Origin of the sequence: Pseudoalteromonas issachenkonii (genome assembly GCF_002310795.1) — a bacterium.
Lineage (GTDB): Bacteria > Pseudomonadota > Gammaproteobacteria > Enterobacterales > Alteromonadaceae > Pseudoalteromonas > Pseudoalteromonas tetraodonis.
This window is the reverse complement of record NZ_CP011030.1, coordinates 1,067,586-1,092,768: the sequence shown is the minus strand read 5'-3', so window position 1 is coordinate 1,092,768 and position 25,183 is coordinate 1,067,586. Positions and strand designations below refer to the sequence as shown.

Here is a 25,183-nt window from a genome sequence, read left to right as displayed (position 1 = left end):
GTGCTTGTTGACATTAGAGGTTACTCTTCATACATTAAGGGCATGAATATAAAATACTCACTTACTTTCTTATCTTTTTTTAGCTTCTTTATATAGAAGAGGCTTCCCTGTTTGTGAGATAAAATCAATCGAATAGTAAAGCCTCCCAACTGGGAGGCTTTTTTGTTTACGCTGTTAAATACAGTGACATTTTTGGAATGAGGAAAACCAAATGAGCAATGATGTTTTAGACACGCTTAGGCACGATATAAATGAAATCGATTCTGACCTACTTGTGTTATTAGCGAAGCGACGCCGTATTAGCCATGGTGTTGTTGAATATAAGATAGCGAATAATAAACCAATTCGTGATGAAGCACGTGAATTAGCATTACTCGAAAAATTAATCGGTTATGGTAAATCTCTTGGTTTAGATGCCTACTATGTAAATAATGTTTTTCAAACCATATTAGAAGACTCAGTATTACATCAACAAGCTATGCTGCAAAAAAACCTCAACCCTGATGCGCTAAGTGAAACCCATCGGGTGACCTATTTAGGCGGACAAGGATCTTACAGTCAACTTGCGTGTCATAAGTACTTTAGTCGCCGACCAGGCAAATTAATTGAAATTGGCTGTAGTTCTTTTGATGAGATCACCGGTAAAGTAGAAAATGGCCAAGCCGACTTTGGCTTGTTACCGATTGAAAATACCAGCTCAGGCAGTATTAATGAAGTATTTGATTTACTCCAGCACGCGCAAGTCTCTATTGTCGGCGAAGTCACTCACAGCGTAGAGCATTGTTTATTAGCCGCCCCAGACACAGAACTTAACCAATTAACCAAAGTGTTTGCTCACCCGCAACCGTTTGCTCAATGTAGCCGTTTTTTACAAGGGCTTGGCGATTTGCAGCATGAGACCTGCGATTCAACATCGAGTGCATTAAAATCAGCACTTGAAACACCTAACAGTGCGGCTATTGGCTCTGCACAAGCAGGTAAAAATGTAGGGCTTGAAGTCATTAAGGCCAATCTTGCTAATCAAAAAGAAAACCATAGTCGCTTCATTGTGGTTGCACGTAAACCGCTACATGTATCTAAACAAATCCCCACTAAAACCAGTTTAATTATGGCAACTAAGCAACAAGCAGGCTCACTCGCCGATGCGCTGATGATTTTTAAACAGCATAATATAAATCTAGTAAAATTAGAGTCTCGCCCTGTACCAGGAAATCCATGGGAAGAAGTATTCTATGTGGATTTAGAAGCGAACCTTGCTGATAGCCAAGTGAAACATGCGTTAGAAGAGCTTAAAGAGCATACCCAGTACGTACGCGTATTAGGCTGTTATCAAAGCGAATCACTGCAAGCGGTGAGTGTACAAAGCTAGCCTAAAGCAACATTAAAAAAGGGCCTGCGGGCCCTTTTTCGTTTTAATTAATCTGTCACGTTTAATCGAGTACTTTGGCGTCGTTCGCTTTATTTAATAAACTGCGACTTTGTGTCAAAAAGTGCGCTGTGGAGTCAGAAAAGTAGGCTTTTGCATCAGCAAAGGCATCGATTAAGGCTGGCTTATCCCCTGCTTTTAACTTTTTAAGCGTCTCTGAGAACAAACACTGATACTGCGCTAATAAGCTTTCTACATTATCAAATTGCGCCAGCATAATATCAGTATACAACTCTGGCGATTGCGCAAAGAGACGACCGACCATCATCAGCTCTAACTGATAAATAGGTGATGAGCAACTACGCAGCTCTGCCAGTGTATGTCCTTGTTTTGCTAAAAACTGACCGTACACAAAGGTGGTTAAATGGCGCATAACCTGAATGATTTGCATCGCTTCATCGTGTTTTTTAGCATCAAGTTCTACTAACTGACAGCCCCAAATTTGTAGCTGCTTTAATAAACCTTGTGCCACTTCAGGATTACGCCCTTCACATACCACCACGGTTTGTTTCACCCAATGAGAAATATCAGGACCAAACATGGGGTGTAAGCCAACAACAGCGCCATTGTGAACTTTTTTGAGCACATTTAACGGCGCTTGTTTAACCGATGTAATATCAACCAGCAAACAATCATCATCGAGTTTAGGTAACGCGTTAACAACCGTTTCGAGGGCATTAATTGGCACACTGATCATCACCAGTTTTGCGCCTTTTAAAATCTCTGCTGCCTGTGATTGCTGGGCTTTATCTAAAACTTTAACTTCGTAACCCGAGCGCTGAAATTGTTTTGCAAATAGCTGCCCCATTGCCCCTTCACCACCAACAATGACAATCGGAGATAGTTGTGAGTCGGCACAAGCTAATTTGGCCTGTTGATTTTGATAAGCTTCACGCATCATGCGCCTGAGAATGTCTTCGACTAAATCAGGGTTTACACCTTGATTAATTGCCTCTTGGCGTCGTGCAGCTAATAAATCAGCTTCTCTATCGGGTGCATGTAGTGGCGCGCCAGTTTGTTGTTTTATTGCGCCAATTTGTTGAGTAATACCATTGCGCTTTGCAAGTAAGGCAACCAGTTGCGCATCGCATTCATCTATACCTTTTCTTAGCTGCGCTAAATCACTTATCTCTGCCACGTTCTCATTCCATCCAAAAAGCAAAATCGTAAATTAATAATTACAAAAAAGTAAACTAATCAATACGATAAATACTAACAGGATACGTTAGGGGTTAAAAGGCTAATTAGTGAAAAGATCAGTATGAGTCACTCAACTGCGACCAAGGTAGGATAATTAAATGAATAGAACACAGCTTGCGTAAAGTGAATTAAAAAGCATATAAAAATGTAAGTCTATGCCGAGTTTAAACAATGAAAATTAAAGTGGCTTAATAGCCACTTTAATTAGCACTTTTTATCTAATATTCCAATGCCATAGTCGCAAGCGACATAACACTTTCGAATGATTCTGCACCGGCGATAAATAAGCCATTGTGACAAAACATAGCATCATCTATACCGGTCACTGCTTGAAATTCACTATCAGATAATCCAGCCCACGGTGCAGGTAATGGCTTTCGGTCTTCAAACGAGCCTAGCTCTGCAGGTACCGTTTGCACTATCCACTTACCAGAATGCGATGGATACACTACATATAGCGCCTCTTCTGATAAGCTATGTACGGTTTTTTTCCACGGCGTATAACGCTCTAGTACGATTAATCGTGGATCGTCTGCTTGTTTAATTGCTTGAGCAACAATCTTTTTAGCATTTAAACCACCCTGCGCTGAGGCAACAAAACGAAGCAGCAAAGTGTGGGCAAATTCCACCGCTTGATCAAAAGCAGCATCAAAATTACTTTCCTCTTCCCATGTTGGGTTAAACATAGAAATTGTTTGGCTTAAACTAATTCCTGTGGCAACACCTTCAACATGACCACAATCAATGGCATCAATAGTTGATACAAGCCCTGCATCAACTGCATTCGCCACATCTTGATTATCATCACATATTGCTAAGCCATATTTTTTCCACACCAAGCCAAATGACGAAAAAGGAATCCCATTTTCGCGAGCACCGGCACCGCCGCGCTGATGATGATCAAACCGGTCAGTTTCTGGGTCATATTGGCCGCCAACATCAATAACCACATCAGCGTCATTAATAATCGCATTATCGCGTGTGCGGATCAGGGTAAAAGAAGGGAAAATAATTTTAAGCGCAGCGATACTAAAAACATCATCTGCATGAAAATTGCCGTTGTGCGTAACTATCGTTTTATCATTCATTTTTGTACATCATTTTTTGCAAGAAGTGAGAAGATATTGTGCTTTGAAGTGAACCACACTTTAACGCATGCTGGTTAAGGTGTGTATTGGTTTTTAAATGTAGCGATATAAAAATTGCAATAGCATTAAAACCAAAACGGGTTGCAACCCAAAGGTTGCAACCCGTTTTTTTGCGTTGATAAACAGCGCGTATTAGTTAAGTTTTTCTCTAATACGTGCAGATTTACCAGAACGCTCACGTAGATAGTAAAGCTTAGCACGACGAACCGCACCGCGACGCTTAACTGTTACGCTATCAATAAGAGGGCTGTGCGTTTGGAATACACGCTCAACACCTTCACCGTTCGAGATTTTACGAACTGTGAATGCTGAGTGAAGACCACGATTACGCTTAGCGATTACAACACCTTCAAAGGCCTGTAGACGCTCTTTAGCACCTTCTTTTACTTTTACCTGTACAACTACTGTATCACCAGCGCCGAATGCAGGTACGTCTGTTTTAAGCTGCTCATCTTCAAGCGCTTTAATAATATTTTGGTTTACTTTTGCCATTATGTTTCTCACTTTCCTAGGTGTAACTGTCTTCTAGCCACAAGCTTTTTGGTACTCTTGCTGAAATTTCGCGAGTAATACCGCTTGCTCCTCAGTCAGAGCTAGGTTATGCAACAAGTCAGGACGGCGAAGCCAAGTTCTACCTAATGACTGCATAAGCCGCCATTTTGCTATCTCTTGGTGGTTTCCGCTGAGTAATACAGCAGGCACCTGTTTGTCGTCCAATGTTTCTGGCCGTGTATAGTGAGGACAATCTAGCAAGCCATCCGAAAATGAATCTTGCTCTGCTGACTGGTTGTGTCCTAACACCCCTGGCACTAATCGCGCAACTGCGTCAATTAATGTCATGGCAGGTAGTTCACCCCCACTCAAAATAAAATCACCAATTGACCATTCTTCGTCAACGTACGACTCTATTATTCTCTCGTCTATACCTTCATAGCGACCGGCAATTAAAATCAGTTTTTCAGAGTTTGCGAGTTCGCTAGCCCCTTGCTGATCTAATTTGCGCCCTTGTGGCGACATATAAATTACTTTTGCACCATCACCTGCAGCCTGTTTGGCTTCAAGAATGGCTTGTTTTAATGGTTCAACCATCATTAACATGCCTGGCCCGCCCCCGTAAGGACGATCATCTACGGTTCTATGCTTATCAGTTGCATAGTCACGTGGATTCCAGCAGTTAAAATCGATTAAGCCATTTTTAACAGCACGACCGGTTACACCTTGCGTTGTAATTGCATCAAACATATCCGGGAAAAGGCTGATAACCCCTACCCACAACGAACTTGTTTGACTCATTAAAAGCTTGGATCCCAATCTACAGTAATTTCTTTCGCATCATATTTAACTTCTTGAATAACTGAATCAGTTAAAAAAGGAATTAAACGTTCTGCTTGGCCAAATGCATCTTTACTATTTGCTTTCACAACCAGTACATCATTTGAGCCTGTCTCCATAAGGTCATCAACAATGCCTAAGTTATAACCTTTATCAGTTACAACCGACATGCCGATGAGATCTCGCCAATAGAATTCACCTTGCGGTAATTCTGGTAGCTGCGCTGAATCAACAGAAATTTCAACATTGGTATAAGCCATTGCTTGGTCTCTGTCATTTACTTGCGCAAACTTAGCGATAAAGCCTTTGTTGTGGCGACGCCAGTCGACCACTTCTAAGGATTGCCATTTACCTTGCTGCCCTATCAACCACGGGCTGAAATCGAAGATCCCTTGGGGATCATCAGTAAATGAATGCACCTTAAGCCAGCCCTTTATACCATATGGGGCGCCGAGCTTTCCTACGACAATTATTGATGAGGTGTTCTCTTGACTCATGGTTACACTTACGCCTATTAAGCCGCTTTACGAGCGTCTTTAACTAATTTAGCTACACGATCTGAAAGACCTGCGCCTTGACCTAACCAGTGTTCAACACGTGGTAAATCTAAACGAAGTTTTTCTTCTTGACCTGAAGCAATTGGGTTAAAGAAACCTACTTTCTCGATGAAGCGACCGTCACGCGAGAAACGGCTATCCGCAACCACAATTTGATAGAAAGGGCGTTTTTTAGCGCCACCACGTTGCAAACGAATAGTTACCATACCGTCCTCTAAATAGATTGACTGTTTTCATTAATAAGATTTACTCCCCAGTATGGGGAGCCGGTGAATTGTACGAGTTTTTAGCAACAATGCAAGTAAGAAGTGATGCAAAAAGCCAGTTTAGTAGATTAAACCGTGATCCAAGATGAAAAAGTATATGAATAAGCTATTCTGTGCATAGTTTATTCAACAATAAAGAGGCATTTTGCCTCTTTATTGATTACTTTTTATCTCGTATTGGAGGTATTAAAGGTTAAATTATTAAAATTTTGGACCACCGCCACCCATCATGCCAGGTGGTAACATCCCTTTCATGCCACGCATCATTTTTTGCATGCCACCTTTACCTTTCATCTTCTTCATCATTTTTTGCATTTGCGTAAATTGCTTAAGCAGTTTATTGATCTCTTGTACTTGAGTACCAGAGCCCGCAGCAATACGCTTTTTACGCGAACCTTTGATGATTTCTGGGCGTGCACGCTCTTTTTTGGTCATAGAGCTAATAATCGCTTCCATTTGAATAAAGGTTTTATCACCCATTTGCCCTTTAACCGCATCTGGGATGTTTTGCATGCCGGGCAGTTTATCGAGCATCGACATCATGCCACCCATGTTTTTCATTTGCTTTAGTTGATCAGCAAAGTCATCCAGCGTAAAGCCATCACCTTTAAATACTTTTTGTGCTACTTTTGCCGCTTGTTCTTTGTCTACTTTCATCTCGACTTCTTCGATTAATGAAAGTACATCACCCATGCCTAAAATACGTGAAGCAATTCGGTCTGGGTGGAAAGGCTCAAGGGCATCAGTGCGCTCACCCACACCCATAAACTTAATTGGCTTACCAGTAATATGACGAATAGATAAAGCAGCACCACCTCGGGCATCACCATCTGTTTTAGTCAGTATCACACCGGTCAACGGTAAAGCTTCGTCAAATGCTTTTGCTGTATTTGCCGCATCTTGACCTGTCATTGCATCAACAACGAATAGCGTTTCGATTGGATTAATTGCATGATGCAAGGCTTTAATTTCATCCATCATGTCGCTATCAACATGCAAACGACCCGCAGTATCGACTAATACAACATCAATAAATTTCTTTTTCGCATGAGAAATGGCGGCAGTTGCAATATCAACTGGTTTTTGCGAAATATCACTTGGGAAAAATTCTACATCAACTTCTGTTGCTAAGGTTTCTAATTGCTTAATTGCTGCTGGACGATACACATCGGCACTCACCACTAGCACAGACTTCTTCTTGCGCTCTTTTAAAAACTTAGCCAGCTTACCCACACTGGTGGTTTTACCCGCACCTTGAAGACCAGCCATCATCACTACCGCTGGCGGCTGTGCATTAAGACTTAGCTCTTCGTTGGCTTCACCCATGGCTTTTTCAAGTTCTTCACGAACAATTTTTATAAATACCTGGCCAGGGCTCAAGCTTTTGGTGACTTCAACACCAACCGCACGCTCTTTAACTTGCTTTACAAACTCGCGAACAACAGGCAACGCCACATCGGCTTCTAAAAATGCCATTCGCACTTCACGAAGTGTATCTTTAATGTTGTCTTCAGTTAAGCGACCACGGCCACTAATATTTTTTAGGGTTTTACCTAATCGTTCTTGGAGGTTCTCAAACATGTAACGGTTCCGAAAAGACGTTTATATCAACTCTATTAATAAGGTCGATGTTATTAAAATTCAATTGAAAATAGTATACCGTAAATGGTGGCATACAATACAGTGCTGAAGTGCTGCTTATTGAGTTTCTTTTTACAGGGTCTATGCATTTGCGTTGCTATAAAATACAATGACCAGATAACGAACACGAATTATTTGACTTCAATTAAGTGGCCAAAGCAAAATGCTGATTATTAGTTTAACTATTATTGCCAGTTTATTTTATGTGTTAGCAACGTCTCACGTGCTTTCGCGATTGTTTCATCGTCAGGGACCAAGCCAAAAAATTACTATAATACTGAGCACTGTCGCTATTTTGGCGCATATGCTGCTTTTAGTAAACTCGGTGTTTAGAGCCGATGGCCAAGATTTAAGTATTGTTAATGTTGCATTACTGACTTGTTGGGTAATAGTGCTTTGTGTCACCACCGTCTCTTTGAAGTTCCCTGCGACACTGCTATTACCTGTTGTATACGGCTTTGCTGCCCTGTTAACTATTGCTAGCCTGTTTATTCCTCATCACGTTTTACTTCATAGCATTAATGTAGAGCTTGCGTTAGTTGCGCATATTTCACTGTCGTTATTAGCCTACTGTATCTTAATTATTGCCACCCTTTACGGCGTACAATTTTACTTTATTGATAAACGTCTGAAACGTAAAGATTTAGCAATAGTACATAGCCATTTACCGCCACTAATGGTGGTAGAGCGTCAACTTTATCAACTATTAAATTTAGGCACAGTATTATTAAGCGTGGCGCTGATTACAGGGTTTGTATTTCTTGATGGCATGTTTGCCAAAGAGTTTATTCATAAAACAATCTTATCTTTAGTTGCTTGGGCTATTTTTGCTACGATTGCCGTTGGCCATGTAAAACGAGGTTGGCGAGGGAAAATGGTGGTAGTGAGTATTATGATTGCCGCATTTACACTCACACTCGCTTATTTTGGCAGCCGTTTTATACAAGAAGTGGTTCTAAATAAGTTTTAACTTGACTCTGAAAGCTCACTCTAGCTTAATACGCATTGGTTTATAAAAAAAGGATCCATCGTTGGACGACATATCGACAAGTACGCTGTTTATCATTTTAGGTTTATTGGTACTTTTTTCTGCTTACTTCTCCGGGTCAGAAACCGGAATCATGTCAATCAACCGTATTCGTTTACGACACCTCGCTAAAGAGAATCATCGTGCTGCGAAACGCGTTAGTAAATTACTCAGTCGACCTGACAGGTTGATAGGTCTTATCCTTATTGGTAATAACCTTGTCAATATTGCGGCTGCCCAAGTTGCCACCATTATTGGTATTCGTTTGTATGGTGATTTAGGTATTGCTATAGCAACAGGTGCATTAACACTTGTGGTGCTGATTTTCGCTGAAGTAACGCCAAAAACACTGGCCGCCCTCTATCCTGAGCGAGTCGCTTTTCCAAGTTCGGTGATACTCAAAGGGTTACTAAAAATTCTCTTCCCATTTGTTGTCGTTGTTAACTGGATGACCAATGGTATATTGCGCTTATTTGGTATTAGCGCTGCACAAATAGATGAGCACAGCATGAGTAAAGAAGAATTAAAAACCGTGCTAAATGAATCGGGGGCGCTGATCCCCGCTCGTCACCAAAGTATGTTGACCTCTATTTTAGATTTAGAGCAAGTTACCGTTGAAGATATTATGATCCCTCGCAATGAAATTGTGGCGATTGATATTAATGACGATTGGAAAATAATCAGTAAACAACTTACTCACGCTCAACATACTCGGGTGCTTTTATACCGCGACAATATTGATGATGCTGTTGGCTTTATTCACTCTCGTGATGCGCTTCGCCTTTTAACTAAAGAGCAGTTTGATAAGCCTTCGCTATTGCGTGCGGTACGTGAAATTTACTTTATCCCTGAGGGCACCTCGCTGAACACTCAGCTACTAAAATTTCAGTTATCAAAAGAACGTATTGGTATTGTTGTTGATGAATATGGCGACATTCAGGGCTTAGTCACTCTTGAAGATATTCTTGAAGAAGTTGTGGGTGATTTTACTACCACTCAAACTCGGACACCGAGTGAAGAAGTAACCACACAAAACGATGGCTCTTACATTGTCGACGGCGGTGCTAACGTTCGCGACTTAAATAAAGAAATGGGCTGGGAATTCCCATTAGACGGCCCTAAAACATTGAGTGGCTTGATTGTTGAGTACTTAGAAGATATCCCCGATGCTAATTTAAGTATTCGTATTGCAGGCTATCCGGTTGAAGTACTTGAGGTAAAAGAAAACATGATTAAACAAGTTAAAATTCAACCAAACAAACGTAAAAAATAAACCAATAAAAAAGGAGCCTGCTGGCTCCTTTTTAATCTAATCTAAAAGAACAATCGCTCTAACCAACCTTTATCTAAATCATCTTCGCAGCGTCTTAGCTGTGCGCCATAACGGCTTGCCCGATGTTTTACTTTATTGGCAACGCTCATTAGCCATTTTTTCTTACGATAGGTGCCTCGTTTATAACCGCCCCATCCCTCATGATAATTTAAATACTGTGCGTAGGCGTCCCACTTAGACACACCATTAACTTTATGGGTTTTATAAACAAACCACGCCATAAAATCAATCGCATCTTCAAATTCGTCTCTGTCGGCGCCACTGTTACCTGTTTCACGAATATAATCAGACCAAGTAGGCGTTTTAGCTTGAGAATAGCCATAGGCATCGCTTGCACGACCAGTAGGGATTATCCATAAGAAGTATTCCATAGGCGGTGCTGCATCGTGGCGAAAAGAACTTTCTTGATACATCATGCTCATTAACACATGTTTTGGGGAGCCCCACTTTTCCTGCGCGTCTTTGGCATCAAAATACCAGTCAGATTTCTCTTCGAAAATTTTACAAATATCTTCTGGTTGCTTTGGGGGAGCTGTTGCACACCCAGCTATAGTGAGCAGCAAAGATAAGGTAATAATATTTTTTTTCATTTTTTAAGATCTCACTGAACTTTTTAAAAAAGTGTGGGTCTGAATCTATGAATGCAGCAGTACAGCATTGTTTCATCCCTAAAGAATATTTACGCAGCTACTATGAGCTGCGTTTTTTTTTGCCTGCTACTTACTTGGGTCTGTTGACCTTTCAAGGTTGCATTTGCAGCAGTTTGTTTGGTATTTAGGCAAGGCAAAGCCTATGTGGTGTGGTTATTCCCCATAAATAGGCGATAACGCAGCATCAATGCCAAACAGGTGCTGCCCTTCGGGTTCTGCCTAGGAGCGATTAACTCTTTGTTGCTCGGTTTTTACTTATTCTTACATGGATGTAAGCCAGTAGAATAACGCAGGAGCAGTTATCGAGCCCACTAGGTTACAAACCTCGCGCCGCGATTAAACCGCTCCTAGTTTGAACAAATTGTAATCCGCAAAGGTCAACAGACCCTGAAATACGTATCTAAAAATGCGGTAAATGATTGTTTATCAGCGTGTTCAATTGCCTTTTGGGCTTGGTACGACTCTGCAGCTTGTTGCTCTAGCCACGATTTTGAAAATTCAGTATAACTTGCTGTTTCATGGCTTTGTTTGTACTTCTGAGCAAGTGACAGTGCAAAGTGGCCATTATCTAACCCTGATGCTTTTAACTGCTCAACATAACGACCAGAATACGTTAATGCCGGATCATGAATCCAAGTCGCCATGCGCTTAATGGTGTTTGAGTAGTAGTCAACATCGTAAGCAGTATCCATCCACTGAGCAACATCACTCAGCTGACTAAATATTTCATCACCCCAAGATTCTAGGCTGCGCTGCTCATTATTAAAATTAAGCATCAAGCCTTGTTCTCTACCTTGGTTAACCACCGTATCAAGATTTTCAGTGCTACGAGTTTGCTCTTGCCAATCCATAGGTGCTGAATCTTTTAATAAACAATAAGTTAAAAACACATCTAAAAAGTGTATTTGCTCTAAGTCAATGCCAACTTCACTAAACGGGTTAACATCCAATGCACGAATTTCAATATACTCTATACCCGCTCTTAGCAATGCATCGGTGGGCGTTTCACCATTTTTTGCATTACGTTTAGGACGAATTGGCGAGTAAAACTCGTTCTCTATTTGCAAAATGTTTTTATTTAATTGCTTTGGCGTAGCACTGGTGTAATCGTCAATACTGCCGTAAATATCTGAAGGTGTATTTATGGCTTTTTTAAGTCCTGCAACATATTCATCTAATGAGTTATACATTACCCGTAACGACGATTGTGCGCTATTGGTATAGCCTAAGTTACCTAAACGCAATGCGGTACCCACTTCCAAATATAAAGTGCCTTTACCGAGTTTTTTAAACGGTAAGTCGCTTTTACGCCCTTGTAAAAAAGAACTACATAATGCCGGTGATGCGCCAAACATGTAGCTAATTAACCACAGTTCGCGTTTAAAGTTACGAATTAACGCCAAGTAACTATCCGATATAAAATCTTCAAGTTTCGCATTACTTTGCTTTAATGAGTGCAGTGACTGCCATAGCGTTTGTGGAAAAGAAATATTGAAATGCACGCCAGCAATCGCTTGCATCATACTGCCGTAACGATTCTTCAAGCCTTCGCGATATAGGGTTTTCATTTTACCGACATTAGAGTCGCCAAATTGTGCCAATACAATATCGTCTTGATGATTTATAAAGCACGGCATACTAATTGGCCACAACAATTCATCGCCCATATGTTCTAGGGTGAACTTTTGTAAATCTTTTAGCTGCTGCAAAGTTTGCTTTGATGACTCGCTAACCGGTGTAATGAACTCAAGTAAAGACTCAGAAAAATCAGTGGTAATATGCCCATTGGTGAGCGCACAGCCCACACCTTGAGGATGAGCCTGTTTAGAAATAGAACCATCGTGGTTAATTCTTAATGATTCTCTCTCAATACCGCGCATAATGCCTTTAATAGCCTGTTGATTATCTGCATTAGATAGCGCGTTGAGCGTGTTCTTTAAATTATAAGTTGTCAAAAAAAAGTTTCCTCGAGCCAAGTGGCTTAATCATAAGGTTATGGGGTCTTTTTACCTTTACTCAAGATTAAACGATGAAAAAACTATATGAATTTATTAGATATAGTTTTTACTGGATTTTAAACACGCTTTGTTTCACGCTATAAAAGATAATCTTGCCATTGCCACTACGAATATACAATTTCTTTTACATATTATTTGCCATAACCCCCCGCTGACAACATGGCGTTTTAAAACGCTTTGATAAGATAGAGTTAAACCCTAAAAGTTTGTCATAACTGAAAAATTCAATTACGCTTAATATTGATAAAGATCATATAAATATCAAAAAAAATGTCTTATTCCTGCTATTTTACACATATCACTAACATACATTAGTTTTAGTAATTACAATAGCCGCCATAATAAAGAATGATAAAGAGTCACTATGCGTCGTAATCAAAGCTTAATAGATGAAGAAGTTAACTTCGAAGAACACCAAGAGTTGGTTTCAACCACTGACTTACGCGGTGTTATTACTTATGCCAATCATGAGTTTTGTAGTATCGCAGGCTACGAGATGGATGAACTGATAAATAAAAATCACAATATCGTTCGCCACCCTGATATGCCAAAAGCTGCATTTAAAGAAATGTGGGACACTTTAAAACAAGGCCATTCGTGGCGTGGCGCGGTAAAAAACTTATGTAAGGACGGCCGCTATTATTGGGTTGATGCATTTGTAACGCCTATTTTTGAGCATGGCCAACTTATTGGTTATCAGTCTGTACGAATAAAACTAGAGCAACGCGCAAAACGCAGAGCGCAAAAGCTCTATGCCAAAATTAACGCTAATAAATCATTATTCAGCTGGCGCGAACGCACATCATTAAGACAAGGTTTGAGCATTGCGGGTATTTTAATTTGGTTAGCCAGTGTCGCAATGTGGGGCTCTCTTTCGCTTGCCGCGATTAACTTATTAGTATGTATTGCTATTTTAGTTTTAAATTATGATGAGCTGGTAATCACACCTGCAACCCTCAAACAACAAAAAAGCCAAGCAGACTCTGTATCTCGTTATGTGTTTAGTGGCTCGCACCCACATAGTATTAGTGAGTATAGAGAGCAGATGCTCAGTGCTAAATTAAGAACGGTACTAGGGCGGGTAAAAGATTCAACCTTGAGTTTTAATTCGATTGCCCAAGGGTTAGATCAGCAATCGACGTTGACCGAGCAAGGTATTTCTTCTCAAGGCACTCAGCTAGAACAAATTGCTTCAGCCATGTCACAAATGAGTACCACGATTGGTGAAATCTCTACCAATACCAATAACACGGCTGATAAAGTGGGCATTACTTATCAAAGCTGCTCTGATATCAAGAATCATATTGCAGATAACAGTAAAATGGTGTCTGACTTAGCTGTACAAGTTGAGCAAGCGGCCGCCACAGCAACGGGGCTTGCCTCTGAAGCGGATAAAATTGGCCAAGTCATGAGTGAAATAGAAGGGATTGCTGAACAAACTAACTTATTGGCACTCAATGCGGCTATTGAAGCGGCACGCGCCGGTGAGCATGGCCGTGGTTTTGCCGTTGTTGCCGATGAGGTAAGAGCGCTGTCGTCACGAACTCAAAACGCCACAGCACAAATTCATAGCTCAATTAAAGAAATTCAAGATACCTTGTTTAGCTGGTCTAAAATCATGCAGAGCACAAAACAACAAGCCGATGACTGTGTTAATACAACAGGACAAACACAACAAGAGCTTGATAGTATTTTTATTCAGATTAGTGAAATTTCACAGCTCGCCACGGATATTTCAGCCGCAGCAGAACAGCAGCAGGTTGTAAGTAAAGACATTGGTAGTAATGTTGAAAAGATTAAAGGCTTAGGGGATGACAATTTACAATTGAGTTTTAGCGTAGCACGCGGTGCGGCTGAACTAGTTGAAGGCTCAAGAAAAGTGAATGACTTATTACTGACTTTTAAAGTTTAACAAACGCCCTAAAATAGAAACAAAAAAGCCGCTGTAAACAGCGGCTTTTTGCTGTGCTCAAATTATCGACTCGTAAACACTAAGCCGTCTTCGTTAGCATCAATGACAATGATACAACCTGGTTGAAATTCATTATTAAGCAGTTTTTGTGCTAATGGATTTTCAATGGTTTGCTGTATTGCCCGTTTAAGTGGACGAGCGCCATAGACAGGATCAAAGCCACTGGCAGCAATTCGCTCAAGAGCAGCATCTGTCAACTCAAGTAAATACCCCATCTCTGTCAATCGTTGACGTAATTTGCTTAACTGAATATCTGCAATTTCTTTAATATGACTATGTGAAAGTGAGTGAAATACCACAGTTTCATCAATACGGTTAATGAACTCGGGTCTAAATTCATTCTGTAAAACACCCATGACTTTTGCTTTAAGCTCGTCATAGTCATTACTTCCCGCTTGCTCTTGAATGATATCTGAGCCCAAGTTGGAGGTCATAATGATAACCGTATTTTTAAAATCAACCGTACGCCCTTGGCCATCCGTTAAACGCCCGTCATCAAGGACTTGTAATAAAATATTAAACACATCTGGATGCGCTTTTTCTATTTCATCAAGCAAAATAACCGAATAAGGTTTACGACGAACAGCTTCGGTTAAATAACCACCTTCTTCGTAACCTACGTACCCTGGAGGCGCACCGACTAAACGTGCGACTGAGTGTTTTTCCATAAACTCAGACATATCTATACGCACCATGGCACTTTCGGTATCAAACATATAGCCTGCTAGTGCCTTGGTAAGTTCTGTTTTACCAACCCCTGTAGGCCCTAAAAATAAGAACGAGCCAATTGGACGATTGGGATCAGCAAGCCCTGCACGCGAACGACGAATGGCATTAGCCACCGCAACGACGGCCTCATCTTGACCAATGACTTTGTTATGTAACTGCTCTTCCATTTGTAATAGTTTTTCACGTTCACCTTGAAGCATACGCGCCACTGGGATCCCGGTCCAACGTGATAAAATTTCTGCAATTTCATCTTCGCCCACCTGATTTTTAAGCAAGCTCATTTCTTGCATTTCTGCTTGTGATGCTAAATCGAGTTTGCGCTCAAGCTCAGGTATACGTCCATATTGCAGTTCAGACATACGCTGCAAGTCACTTGCTCTGCGAGCCACTTCTAAATCAAGTCGTGCCTGCTCTAGCTCAGCTTTAATAACCTGCGTGCCTTGTAAAGACGCTTTTTCTGCATTCCATACTTCATCTAGTTCACGGTATTGCCCTTCAAGCTCAGTGATCAGCTCGACCATTTCTGTACGGCGCTTTTGACTTGCTTCATCTTTCTCTTTGGCCAATGCGTTATCTTCAATTTTTAATTGGATAATGCGACGCTCTAATTTATCTAAAGCTTCTGGCTTTGAATCAATTTGCAAGCGAATAGAAGAGCCCGCTTCGTCAATTAAATCGATTGCTTTATCGGGTAATTGGCGATCACTAATATAACGATGCGATAACTGCGCTGCGGCAACGATTGCAGGGTCGGTGATCTCCACTGAATGGTGTAATTCGTAACGCTCTTTCAAGCCACGCAGAATAGCAATGGTGTCTTCTACTGAAGGCTCTTCTATTAATACCTTTTGGAAACGGCGCTCAAGCGCAGCATCTTTTTCAATGTATTTACGGTATTCATCTAAAGTGGTTGCACCTACGCAATGGAGTTCTCCGCGTGCTAAGGCAGGTTTTAACATGTTACCCGCATCCATAGCGCCATCACTTTTACCAGCACCAACAATGGTATGAATTTCATCAATAAATAAAATAACTTGGCCTTCTTCTTTAGCCAACTCATTAAGTACTGATTTTAAACGCTCTTCAAATTCACCTCGGTATTTTGCACCAGCAACTAATGCGCCTAAATCAAGTGATAATACGCGCTTGTTTTTTAAGCCCTCAGGCACTTCACCATTAATAATACGCTGTGCAAGCCCTTCAGCTATGGCTGTTTTACCCACCCCTGGCTCACCAATTAACACAGGGTTATTTTTGGTACGGCGTTGTAATACTTGAATAGTGCGGCGAATTTCATCATCACGACCGATTACAGGGTCAAGCTTACCTTGCTCTGCACGCTCAGTTAAATCGATGGTGTACTTTTCAAGTGCTTGACGTGTTTCTTCCGCATTAGGATCGTCAACTTTTTGGCCACCACGAATCGCTTCAATTGCCGTTTCAACCTTACTCGCCGTAATGTTAAGTGCTTTAAAAACACTGCCAAGCGGGCCTTTATCTTCACACGCAACTAATACAAACAACTCACTTGAAATGTATTTATCTTTACGTTTTTGGGCGTATTTATCACATAGGTTTATCAGTGAAACCATGTTATTTGACAACTGTAGATCGCCACCAACGCCTTCCACTTTAAATAACTTTTCTATCTCTTGTGATAATTTAGTGTTGAGTTCATCAACGCTGATGCTCATTTGTGCAAATAGTGCACGCACACTTGAGCCACTTTGTTTTAACAAAGCGTACATTAGATGCACAGGTTCAATAAATTGATGATCGCGACCTAGTGCTAATGATTGCGCATCTGAAAGCGCAGACTGAAATTTACTTGTAAATCTATCTAAACGCATGGGAGTTTACCTATAAAAAAACGAATTACTTAATAGATGGGTATGTTAGCGGGTTTGTTCAAGGTATTGTGGGAAAAATAATCACCTAATGATTATTTACTTGCGCCAGATCAAACTTGCCATACGACCGGTTTGGCCATCGCGCCGATAAGAAAAAAACAAGTTAGCTTGAGAAACAGTGCAATGCTCACCCCCGCTAATGTTTATAACGCCCTGTTGATTAAGTAAAATAGTTGCTATTAGATAGATATCAGCTAAATACTTTTCATTATTTTGAGCTTTGAACGCGCTGTGCATTAGGGGGTTATTTGCTGTAAATAACTCGACTACCTCTTGGCCTACTTGAAATTGATTAGCCCCTATTGCAGGGCCTAACCAAGCATGTATATTCGACGGGGCGTTTTTAAAACATGCCAGCGTATTGTTGATCACCCCTTGCTCTAACCCTCGCCAACCAGCATGAATTGCGGCCACTTCTTGCCCGTCACTCGATGAAAGTAAAATAGGTAAACAATCAGCGGTCATTATGGCTAAAGGTTGATTGCGTAATTGCGTGTATAGCGCATCGGCTGTGAGTGTTTGGTTGGGGTCAAATCGCTCATCCACTGTAATTACATCAGCGCTATGAACCTGATTTAACCAAATTGCCGGTTTAGGAAAATGAGCATTTACACGTGCTCTGTTATTTAATACATCTTGGCTGTTATCACCTACATGCAACCCTAAATTCAAACTATCGAATGGAGGCTGAGATACGCCCCCTTCACGTGTAGTACTCAATGTATCTACACCATGAAGAGATTGCCATGTAGCTGATAAGCCAAACATTGTTAACTAGCTATGTCTGGATTTGCTTTTGTATCTTCACGCAGTGCTTGAGTCATCGCCACCATATCATCAGGGATAGGCGCTTGCCAGGTCATCATTTCACCGGTGATTGGATGCGCAATACTTAATTTAACGGCATGAAGCGCTTGGCGCTTAAAGCTACGCAGTAACTCAAATAACTCAGGCGTTGCCCCTTTTGGTGGACGAGGACGACCGCCATAAGATTGATCGCCAATTAATGGGTGGTTTAAGTACGCCATATGCACACGAATTTGGTGTGTACGCCCAGTTTCAAGACGTAAACGCAAACGTGTATGGGCACGGAATTTTTCGGCAACACGGTAATGCGTAATAGCTGGTTTACCCATTTCATGTACTGCCATATGCGTACGTTGTGTAGCATGACGACCAATTGGTTTTTCAACCATACCACCGGCTGTCATAGTGCCATTACATAACGCTTCATATTCACGTGTGAAGTTTTCGCGCTTTTGCAGTGCTTTAACTAAATGTGTTTGTGCCTGAATCGTTTTAGCGACAACCATTAAACCTGTTGTGTCTTTGTCTAAACGATGCACAATACCCGCTCGTGGCACATTAATAATTTCTGGGTAGTAGTGTAGTAAAGCATTTAACACCGTACCATCAGGGTTACCTGCGCCAGGATGAACCACTAATCCCATTGGTTTGTTGATCACTAAAATATCATCGTCTTCATAAACGATGTTTAATTTGATATCTTGTGCTTCGTATTCACGAGGTGCTTCTATTGTTGTTTCAACAGCTACAACTTCACCACCGAGTAGTTTTTCACGCGGGGTGTTGAAAATTTCGCCATCAACGGTGATTTTATCATCTAAAATCCACGTTTTTATCCGTGATCGTGAATAATCAGGGAACAATTGCGCTAATACTTGGTCTAGACGTTTACCACCTAAGTCTGTTGGGACCTCGGCTTGGAGAGATATTTGCTCTGACATTAGTAACTTTACCCAATTTACCAGTGCAAGCTGTGCTTGACTGGGTTAGAATCGCTTTTAATAAAAGCATAACATAATACGCATAGTTTACTCGGTTTTACCCACTTGGCCTAGCCGAAGACATCGAAGGTAACAAATAAAATGATAAATAAAATAGGGAAACGTGCATTCGCCATTGTTTTTTCAGTTTCAGTGCTTAGTTTAGGGGCCTGCTCGTCTGCACCTGACCAAGAAGATATTCAACGCGTACCCAACAGATCGGCACAAGCATTATACGAAGATGCAAAACAAACGCTTGATTCTGGTTTATACGCTCGTGCAATTGAATTATTAACGGCAATTGACTCTCGCTATCCGTTTGGTCCGTTTTCAAAGCAAGTCCAAATGGATTTAGTGTACGCGCATTACCAATCAGGTAATACAGAGCAAGCGCTTGCTACCATTGACCGTTTTATTCGCTTAAACCCAAACCACAAAGATTTAGATTACATGTACTACATGCGTGGCTTGGTTAATATTAAGGCGGATAAAAATGCTTTCCAAGAATACTTTGGTGTAGATAGAGCAGACAGAGATGCCAAACGCACCCGTGTTGCTTATACCGACTTATCAACTTTGGTTAAACGTTTTCCAGAAAGTGATTATGCGCCAGAAGCAAAACGTCGTTTAGTTTGGTTATTAAACCGCATGGCACGTTATGAGCTAAAAGTGGCAACTTACTATTACGAACGTGAAGCCTATTTAGCAGCCGCAAATCGCGGTAAATATGTGGTAGAGCACTACTCACAAAGTAGTTATCTTGATGCGGCACTCGCCATGATGGAAAAAAGTTACGAGAAGCTTGGCTTGACTGAACTAAGCAAGCATGCAGAGCAAACGCGTAAATTTAATAGCAGAAATAAATAACACGAAAAAGGCGCTAGTTATAAAATTAGCGCCTTTTTTTACGAGGTTTATTCGACTATATAGCCTCTTCATCCTCTTCTGCAGTACGAATTCGAACCACACGTTCTACGTCAGTGACAAATATTTTACCATCACCGATTTTGCCAGTTTGTGCTGTTTTAACAATAACATCAATAGCACGTTCTACGTCTTCATCGCCTAGCACAATATCTAATTTTACTTTAGGTAAAAAATCAACCATGTACTCAGCACCACGGTATAGCTCTGTGTGGCCTTTTTGACGCCCAAACCCTTTTACTTCACTTACTGTCATACCCGTAATGCCTACATCAGATAATGCTTCACGCACATCATCGAGCTTAAACGGTTTAATGATTGCTTCTATTTTTTTCATAGTAATTACTTTTGAAAGCTTCAGTTGCCTCGATTTTAGACAATCATGAGGTTCATAGCAAACAAAGAGATTGAATAGCACCGGTGAAAAATAATCATGGTATGATTATTTTAATAAAAATAACTATACTAAAACATCACCGAGTTAATGAGATTTATATGAAAACTAAGCACCGTGGATTTACCCTATTAGAGTTAATGGTCACCGTGGCCATTGTTGGCATTATAGCCACTATTGCGTTGTGGAACAGTAGCGATATGCTGGAAGAAAACCGAGGTGAAAATTTTTTATTAGAACTTAAACGTAATATTAGTTTTGCACGTTCACAAGCGGCTAGTACCGATGAGATCGTAATTGTGTGCGCTGCTCCAGGTACAAAAGTAAAAAGTGATGATAAAACCCTAACTTGCTCAAGTAAATGGGATGTTGATCAAATAATTATTACCTTTATAGATGCTAATAATAATGGCCAATATAATAATGAAACAGATAGCTTGATCAGAGTCATGGAGGAAATTAGTCCTAATGATCGCGTTTCATTTACAGATACCCGTATACGATTTAATACCAGCGGACGTATAACTACAAATCCTGGGAACTTCATATTTTGTCCTAACGGCGACAACAAAAACCAAAAAGCGTTAACATTAACGCAATCAGGCACCGCTTTTTATTTAGGGGATACCACAGAGAGCTGTGGTTAAAAGCCATTTCTTACTTTGCCGTTTTTTTGATTGTTTACTAAACTAATATAATGGACTGTTCAATGAAAGGCTTCAGGGATGAAGTTAATTATAAGTGTTCACAAAAATGGTGGCGTTACATTATTAGAATTACTAGTAACCATTTCAGTTATAGCGATACTAAGCCAACTCTCTTTATGGTTTTTTCCTGATTTCTTGGCGCTCAATCGCGCAGATAACCAGATTAATCTATTACACAGAAACATTAATTATGCACGTCTTTATGCAATAGAAAATAATAGCTACGTCACTCTATGTGCCTTGAAAAATAATGAGTGTTTAGAAGATGATTGGGACAATCAGGTGTCACTTTTTATTGATAACGACAAGTCAACCTCTTTGGATGATGACGAGCGCCTTATTAGTACCTTTGAACATACCCATCCCTCTGATAGCTTAGAGTATCCTCGGGATGCCATCACTTTTAGACCCGACGGCTCTTTAAACGGCTTTCAAAACGGTACTTTTATCTATTGCCCAAATAACGAAAAAGCAAGCCTTGAGGGGCTTGCTCTGTCAATAAGTCAAACTGGGCGAATACGAATAAAATCTACCAACAAATGCCAAAAATAACTAATGTTATCTACCCCAGCAATAGTTGATGTCGGTATTGCCTTTACTACCCGTTGCTCCTTTTAAGCCAACGTCATTAATGGTTAATGACGTGCAATCAGCATCCCCTTTCACAGCACCAGCAATGGGTTTCGCAGTGATTGTAAACTCATTGCTATTAACCACATTAATTGTTAGCTCAAAATGACCGTTTTCAGTTTTACTTTGAATACCTAAGTCGCTAAACGAAGTTGAATATGCTCGGTTATCCACAAAGTATTGCTCTTGCTTGTTTGCGGCATCTAAAAGTGCAGAAGCGGCTTCTGCGCGTGATGCCCTTTTTATATATTCACTGTAATTAGGCACTGCAATGGCGGCAATGATGCCAACAATCGCAACGGTGATCATTAACTCAATTAATGTAAATCCTTGTTGTGTCTTATTCATATACAGCCCTTAATTGTTGATCTCATCGTTTTCTTCACGCTTATAAATATATGTTTGCTGCGTTTTAAAACCAAAGCCAATGGGTTGTTTATCATTCACTAGCTTAATTTTACCATCTACCACTTTTAAGCCAGGTCCTGTAATTTCTATTGGCTTAAGTGGATTTTCAGCTTGTTCCCCTTTGATCCCTGGGCCAATTAGAAAAAACTGGCTCTCTTCGATAACATCTTCCTCTGGATTATCATCACATTTTCCATCATTGTTAGAATCAGCACAGGAATTAGTCGCACCAAAATAAAGCTGTGGTGTATCTGGCACATCATAACTGGTTGCAAATTTTAGTTGTTCATACACTTTAGTACCGTAATGCAAATGAAAAGCATAAAGTGCGCCGCCACCGCCGCTTAAAGAACATTGATTCTCTACAACTTCATCAGATGCTGGCGTGAAAGAGGTAAAATAAGCAACCCCACCAACAACGGTAGCTGCAGCTAATGACTTTTCACCTTTCGCTAGCTCATAACGCCACCCTTTCTTTTTCGCCAGTTCAGCTTCAACAAGGGTGAAACCATCTAAGTCATCTAAAGTATTACCAAAGGGGTCACTATTCATCACCATTAAATCTGCAGGCACAATTGGCGCAGGAGCATTAGTTTTAAATGAACGCGTCAGAGTATTCTCATCACGGATCATAAACAATTGATCTTGCTCGTTTGTATTCGTTGGTTTTGAACGGTTACCGCTGCCAATAACAACTGCATCATAAGGAGTATCTAAACGAGTAATGACTTTATTACCATTAACCGTGGTCTCTGTTACTTTACTAAACAAAGTACGCGCAACCAATGGTTTATAAAAGAATCGTCTATCTTGAGTATCTTGATTACTACCTAGCTCTGCAAGTTTGAAATGGCTAAACTCACTGCTATCTTCTCCAGGCATATCAATTCGCCAAATATTACCACCGGTATCTGAGGCATAAATTCTATCAATGTAGCCATCATAATCTGAATCAAGCGTAGTTAAATCAGCAGCAATACTGTGTTTACCTTTAAAGCCATTACTGTCTGGGGTTAACGCCCAAACTAAGCTGCCTGTTTTTGCCTCAACAATATAAATACCACGCCCTTTTGAGTCCTCTGCTCTTATTGCCGCATCTTTATTTGTATCGTAACCCGCGCCAAACACAAGCAAAGGCTTATTACCAAAAGCTTTAATATAAGCTATTTGTGGCTTTGACCACGTTTGTGCCAATTCAGTAAAGTCGCCTTTACCCCCTTCAATTGGTTTGCTCCAAAGACGTTTTGGCTGATTAGGATTTGTAATATCTAAACCATAGTAGTTTTTACCACCACGGCGCATTCCTGCAAAAGCCCATACCTCGTCTCCTTTGCTAGCATCTATAATACCGTCATTCAAACCTTCACTATTTAAGCTTTTATTACTAAAGTAGACACTGATAGGGCCATCCATACCATATACTTTACTATCTGCTTGTTTATTTCTAAGTGGTTTAATAATGTCAAACAGTGCTGAAGGTATAAATGCCCAACTTTCACTTACAGTCTCACCGGCATCTTTAAACATATGTAAGAAGCCAGCATTTGTCCCTATGAGGATGCGAATATCATCATTACCATAATCAATTGCAATTGGTTTTGAATGCAAAGGATCACCAAATATATCAGCGCGTTGGTCTTGTGATGAGCCATCTTTGTCCTCATCATCAACATCTACTCCTCTTGCCCAATTAACATCTTGAGTGGATAAGGCCAGCGGGTTATTAACAATGCCACTGAGAATGTCACTAACAGCCGAAGTATCAAAACTAACAATCGAGCCTTGATTCTCCGTAAATAAATTACGAGCAAGTGGATCTATGGTGCTTAAATAATGGTTTACCCCCCCCTGCGCAACCACGTTACCATCAGCGGGGTGGCCCGCAGGTAACCAAAATGTTTTTGCCTCTTTTGAAATTAAACCGTCACTATTAAGGGCTTGTTTGTTGGTTGCATCGACTATTTGGCTGCCCGATACCTTTAACTTTTTCAGGTTACCACGCCAGCGCGCCCCGGTTTCTGGATAAAACATAGCAAAATAAATAGCATCACGACTTCGAGTTTGATCTACATTGTTACTCGCCACTGACGGCGATGAAAAACTGTCATTTACTTCACGAATACGAGAAATAGTATTTTTAAGTGCATCAGATAGTTGCGCAGCTGTATTCGCATGTAAGTATTGCCCACCACCGTAATCTGCAGTCTCAGTAAGTAAGTTTTTACCTGAGTCACTCATACCCGTACCAAAACCGATAGGAAATACACGTCCTATATCAAGTACGTTCTTAGTTTTGCTATACAAGTCAACTTTTACATCATCTGTACCGTGAATAATTTTTGCTAGCGCCGCCAAATAGCTGTTACTAACAGCAGGCGGATTACCAGAGAAATAACTATTATGAAGGTTGTATATATCATTATTTCTATTTGAATCGTTGGTTGGATCGCCGTCTGTCATTAAAATAATATTAATACTGTTATCACACCTAAGTGGCTCGCCAGTAACAGGCGCAAAGGGTGATTTATATATCCCTGATGACTCTGCTGTAAAATCTCGTTCATTAGTATTTCCCCCGTAATATACGTTTTGTCCCGTGATATACAGGTAGGCTTCCCAGAGTGTTTCTGTTAATGGAGTTGAACCACTTGCAGGTAACTCTTCTACTTTATTTAGTAAAAATGACTTTTCAGCCCCTACTCTGGCTAAAACATACCCACCATTACTACCATTAAAGCGCATTAAACCAAATTCAATATCATCGTTATCGTTCACTAATTGGGTGATAGCATTTTGCGCAACTCTTAAGCGGCTATCACTACATGTGGGTTCATAATTGTAGTAACTAGTTCTTTTATAACATTGCTCATTTCGTTTATAACTGTCTTTACTTTCAAAGCAATCAACCTCGTAATAACTATTACCGCTTCTTTTATAACAGGCATCACCATCATTTACATCCCATGCCATACTTCCCGATGTATCAAAAATCATGATTACGCGAGGCTTTTCATTGGTTTGTACATTATGATTAACATACAGCTCTATATCTTCAGCGCCTGCTGACATGCTAAGCATTATTCCTATTAAAGAAATGAGTGCTTTATTTAGTATCAGTTTCATT

Annotated in this window: 22 protein-coding genes and 1 other annotated feature; of the genes, 7 read left to right on the top strand and 15 right to left on the bottom strand. The window is 40.5% G+C overall.

Annotation, left to right across the window (positions count from 1 at the left end; translation table 11 throughout):
• Positions 1 to 44: 44 nt before the first annotated feature.
• Positions 45 to 167 (top strand) — a sequence feature (Phe leader region).
• A 44-nt stretch (positions 168 to 211) separates the two neighbouring features.
• On the top strand, positions 212 to 1,369 hold the full coding sequence (locus tag PISS_RS05070; protein WP_013464497.1) for a chorismate mutase: 1,158 nt from the start codon (positions 212 to 214) through the stop codon (positions 1,367 to 1,369).
• 61 nt (positions 1,370 to 1,430) lie between these two features.
• Here PISS_RS05070 and tyrA read toward each other — a convergent pair whose 3' ends face one another.
• The 7 genes from tyrA to ffh form a co-directional block, all read right to left on the bottom strand.
• Positions 1,431 to 2,564 (bottom strand): bifunctional chorismate mutase/prephenate dehydrogenase, encoded by a 1,134-nt coding sequence (tyrA, locus tag PISS_RS05065; protein ID WP_013464496.1) that lies wholly within the window; start codon positions 2,562 to 2,564, stop codon positions 1,431 to 1,433.
• Positions 2,565 to 2,844: 280 nt separating this feature from the next.
• Positions 2,845 to 3,714, bottom strand: coding sequence for an MYG1 family protein (locus tag PISS_RS05060; RefSeq protein WP_013464495.1), 870 nt, complete (start codon positions 3,712 to 3,714; stop codon positions 2,845 to 2,847).
• Positions 3,715 to 3,906: 192 nt separating this feature from the next.
• Positions 3,907 to 4,266 (bottom strand): 50S ribosomal protein L19, encoded by a 360-nt coding sequence (rplS, locus tag PISS_RS05055; RefSeq protein ID WP_011327636.1) that lies wholly within the window; start codon positions 4,264 to 4,266, stop codon positions 3,907 to 3,909.
• Between the two features lie 33 nt (positions 4,267 to 4,299).
• On the bottom strand, positions 4,300 to 5,067 hold the full coding sequence (gene trmD, locus PISS_RS05050) for a tRNA (guanosine(37)-N1)-methyltransferase TrmD (protein ID WP_008114471.1): 768 nt from the start codon (positions 5,065 to 5,067) through the stop codon (positions 4,300 to 4,302).
• The gene (gene rimM / locus PISS_RS05045) at positions 5,067 to 5,603 is read right to left on the bottom strand and encodes a ribosome maturation factor RimM (protein ID WP_008114470.1); all 537 of its coding nucleotides are present in this window, start codon (positions 5,601 to 5,603) and stop codon (positions 5,067 to 5,069) included. The genes trmD and rimM overlap by 1 nt, the downstream gene beginning before the upstream one ends.
• A 17-nt stretch (positions 5,604 to 5,620) precedes the next feature.
• Positions 5,621 to 5,869 (bottom strand): 30S ribosomal protein S16, encoded by a 249-nt coding sequence (gene rpsP / locus PISS_RS05040; RefSeq protein WP_008114468.1) that lies wholly within the window; start codon positions 5,867 to 5,869, stop codon positions 5,621 to 5,623.
• A gap of 261 nt (positions 5,870 to 6,130) precedes the next feature.
• Entirely contained in the window at positions 6,131 to 7,510 is a 1,380-nt protein-coding gene (gene ffh, locus PISS_RS05035; protein WP_008464738.1) for a signal recognition particle protein, read from the bottom strand.
• Positions 7,511 to 7,733: 223 nt separating this feature from the next.
• Between ffh and PISS_RS05030 the strand changes: the two genes are divergently transcribed.
• Both PISS_RS05030 and PISS_RS05025 read left to right on the top strand, forming a co-directional pair.
• Positions 7,734 to 8,540 carry a cytochrome C assembly family protein gene (locus tag PISS_RS05030; protein ID WP_013464492.1) on the top strand — a complete coding sequence of 269 codons (807 nt, stop codon included), beginning with the start codon at positions 7,734 to 7,736 and terminating at the stop codon, positions 8,538 to 8,540.
• A gap of 61 nt (positions 8,541 to 8,601) precedes the next feature.
• A complete protein-coding gene (locus PISS_RS05025; protein WP_013464491.1) occupies positions 8,602 to 9,870 on the top strand; it encodes an HlyC/CorC family transporter in 1,269 nt (422 codons plus the stop codon).
• A 41-nt stretch (positions 9,871 to 9,911) separates the two neighbouring features.
• On the opposite strand, the gene PISS_RS05020 is transcribed toward PISS_RS05025, so the two are convergent.
• Entirely contained in the window at positions 9,912 to 10,520 is a 609-nt protein-coding gene (locus PISS_RS05020; protein ID WP_013464490.1) for a transglycosylase SLT domain-containing protein, read from the bottom strand.
• Positions 10,521 to 10,957: 437 nt separating this feature from the next.
• The gene (gshA, locus tag PISS_RS05010; protein ID WP_058154368.1) at positions 10,958 to 12,535 is read right to left on the bottom strand and encodes a glutamate--cysteine ligase; all 1,578 of its coding nucleotides are present in this window, start codon (positions 12,533 to 12,535) and stop codon (positions 10,958 to 10,960) included.
• A gap of 427 nt (positions 12,536 to 12,962) precedes the next feature.
• On the opposite strand from gshA, the gene PISS_RS05005 reads away from it, so the two are divergent.
• A complete protein-coding gene (locus tag PISS_RS05005) occupies positions 12,963 to 14,510 on the top strand; it encodes a methyl-accepting chemotaxis protein (RefSeq protein ID WP_058154367.1) in 1,548 nt (515 codons plus the stop codon).
• Positions 14,511 to 14,572: 62 nt separating this feature from the next.
• On the opposite strand, the gene clpB is transcribed toward PISS_RS05005, so the two are convergent.
• The 3 genes from clpB to rluD all read right to left on the bottom strand — a co-directional run bounded on the left by clpB (position 14,573) and on the right by rluD (position 18,957).
• Positions 14,573 to 17,149: an ATP-dependent chaperone ClpB gene (gene clpB, locus PISS_RS05000; protein WP_058154366.1), complete on the bottom strand. Its 2,577-nt coding sequence runs from the start codon at positions 17,147 to 17,149 to the stop codon at positions 14,573 to 14,575.
• Between the two features lie 96 nt (positions 17,150 to 17,245).
• Positions 17,246 to 17,977: a peptidoglycan editing factor PgeF gene (pgeF, locus tag PISS_RS04995; protein ID WP_058154365.1), complete on the bottom strand. Its 732-nt coding sequence runs from the start codon at positions 17,975 to 17,977 to the stop codon at positions 17,246 to 17,248.
• Positions 17,978 to 17,979: 2 nt separating this feature from the next.
• Entirely contained in the window at positions 17,980 to 18,957 is a 978-nt protein-coding gene (rluD, locus tag PISS_RS04990; protein ID WP_028835384.1) for a 23S rRNA pseudouridine(1911/1915/1917) synthase RluD, read from the bottom strand.
• Between the two features lie 141 nt (positions 18,958 to 19,098).
• On the opposite strand from rluD, the gene PISS_RS04985 reads away from it, so the two are divergent.
• A complete protein-coding gene (locus PISS_RS04985; protein WP_058154364.1) occupies positions 19,099 to 19,863 on the top strand; it encodes an outer membrane protein assembly factor BamD in 765 nt (254 codons plus the stop codon).
• A gap of 55 nt (positions 19,864 to 19,918) precedes the next feature.
• Here PISS_RS04985 and PISS_RS04980 read toward each other — a convergent pair whose 3' ends face one another.
• Positions 19,919 to 20,257 carry a P-II family nitrogen regulator gene (locus PISS_RS04980; RefSeq protein ID WP_013464483.1) on the bottom strand — a complete coding sequence of 113 codons (339 nt, stop codon included), beginning with the start codon at positions 20,255 to 20,257 and terminating at the stop codon, positions 19,919 to 19,921.
• 158 nt (positions 20,258 to 20,415) lie between these two features.
• On the opposite strand from PISS_RS04980, the gene PISS_RS04975 reads away from it, so the two are divergent.
• Both PISS_RS04975 and PISS_RS04970 read left to right on the top strand, forming a co-directional pair.
• Positions 20,416 to 20,961, top strand: a complete 546-nt coding sequence (locus PISS_RS04975; protein ID WP_013464482.1) for a GspH/FimT family pseudopilin — start codon at positions 20,416 to 20,418, stop codon at positions 20,959 to 20,961.
• Between the two features lie 78 nt (positions 20,962 to 21,039).
• On the top strand, positions 21,040 to 21,573 hold the full coding sequence (locus PISS_RS04970) for a GspH/FimT family pseudopilin (protein WP_028835385.1): 534 nt from the start codon (positions 21,040 to 21,042) through the stop codon (positions 21,571 to 21,573).
• 6 nt (positions 21,574 to 21,579) lie between these two features.
• Here the strand turns inward: PISS_RS04970 and PISS_RS04965 are convergent, their stop codons facing one another.
• Together PISS_RS04965 and PISS_RS04960 are read right to left on the bottom strand one after the other, a co-directional pair.
• Positions 21,580 to 21,999, bottom strand: a complete 420-nt coding sequence (locus PISS_RS04965) for a type IV pilin protein (protein ID WP_013464480.1) — start codon at positions 21,997 to 21,999, stop codon at positions 21,580 to 21,582.
• Positions 22,000 to 22,008: 9 nt separating this feature from the next.
• A complete protein-coding gene (locus tag PISS_RS04960) occupies positions 22,009 to 25,182 on the bottom strand; it encodes a pilus assembly protein (protein WP_096040829.1) in 3,174 nt (1,057 codons plus the stop codon).
• Position 25,183 lies beyond the last annotated feature (1 nt).

Excerpts from the sequence above, each read along its gene's own strand:
- PISS_RS05070 (WP_013464497.1), top strand. The coding sequence starts at position 212 with ATGAGCAATGATGTTTTAGACACGCTTAGGCACGATATAAATGAAATC.
- PISS_RS04960 (WP_096040829.1), bottom strand. The coding sequence starts at position 25,182 with ATGAAACTGATACTAAATAAAGCACTCATTTCTTTAATAGGAATAATG.
- PISS_RS04975 (WP_013464482.1), top strand. The coding sequence starts at position 20,416 with ATGAAAACTAAGCACCGTGGATTTACCCTATTAGAGTTAATGGTCACC.
- PISS_RS04965 (WP_013464480.1), bottom strand. The coding sequence starts at position 21,999 with ATGAATAAGACACAACAAGGATTTACATTAATTGAGTTAATGATCACC.
- PISS_RS05060 (WP_013464495.1), bottom strand. The coding sequence starts at position 3,714 with ATGAATGATAAAACGATAGTTACGCACAACGGCAATTTTCATGCAGAT.
- rluD (WP_028835384.1), bottom strand. The coding sequence starts at position 18,957 with ATGTCAGAGCAAATATCTCTCCAAGCCGAGGTCCCAACAGACTTAGGT.
- PISS_RS05005 (WP_058154367.1), top strand. The coding sequence starts at position 12,963 with ATGCGTCGTAATCAAAGCTTAATAGATGAAGAAGTTAACTTCGAAGAA.
- clpB (WP_058154366.1), bottom strand. The coding sequence starts at position 17,149 with ATGCGTTTAGATAGATTTACAAGTAAATTTCAGTCTGCGCTTTCAGAT.
- rpsP (WP_008114468.1), bottom strand. The coding sequence starts at position 5,869 with ATGGTAACTATTCGTTTGCAACGTGGTGGCGCTAAAAAACGCCCTTTC.
- PISS_RS05020 (WP_013464490.1), bottom strand. The coding sequence starts at position 10,520 with ATGAAAAAAAATATTATTACCTTATCTTTGCTGCTCACTATAGCTGGG.
- PISS_RS04980 (WP_013464483.1), bottom strand. The coding sequence starts at position 20,257 with ATGAAAAAAATAGAAGCAATCATTAAACCGTTTAAGCTCGATGATGTG.
- rimM (WP_008114470.1), bottom strand. The coding sequence starts at position 5,603 with ATGAGTCAAGAGAACACCTCATCAATAATTGTCGTAGGAAAGCTCGGC.
- PISS_RS04970 (WP_028835385.1), top strand. The coding sequence starts at position 21,040 with ATGAAGTTAATTATAAGTGTTCACAAAAATGGTGGCGTTACATTATTA.
- trmD (WP_008114471.1), bottom strand. The coding sequence starts at position 5,067 with ATGAGTCAAACAAGTTCGTTGTGGGTAGGGGTTATCAGCCTTTTCCCG.
- PISS_RS04985 (WP_058154364.1), top strand. The coding sequence starts at position 19,099 with ATGATAAATAAAATAGGGAAACGTGCATTCGCCATTGTTTTTTCAGTT.
- ffh (WP_008464738.1), bottom strand. The coding sequence starts at position 7,510 with ATGTTTGAGAACCTCCAAGAACGATTAGGTAAAACCCTAAAAAATATT.
- rplS (WP_011327636.1), bottom strand. The coding sequence starts at position 4,266 with ATGGCAAAAGTAAACCAAAATATTATTAAAGCGCTTGAAGATGAGCAG.
- pgeF (WP_058154365.1), bottom strand. The coding sequence starts at position 17,977 with ATGTTTGGCTTATCAGCTACATGGCAATCTCTTCATGGTGTAGATACA.
- PISS_RS05030 (WP_013464492.1), top strand. The coding sequence starts at position 7,734 with ATGCTGATTATTAGTTTAACTATTATTGCCAGTTTATTTTATGTGTTA.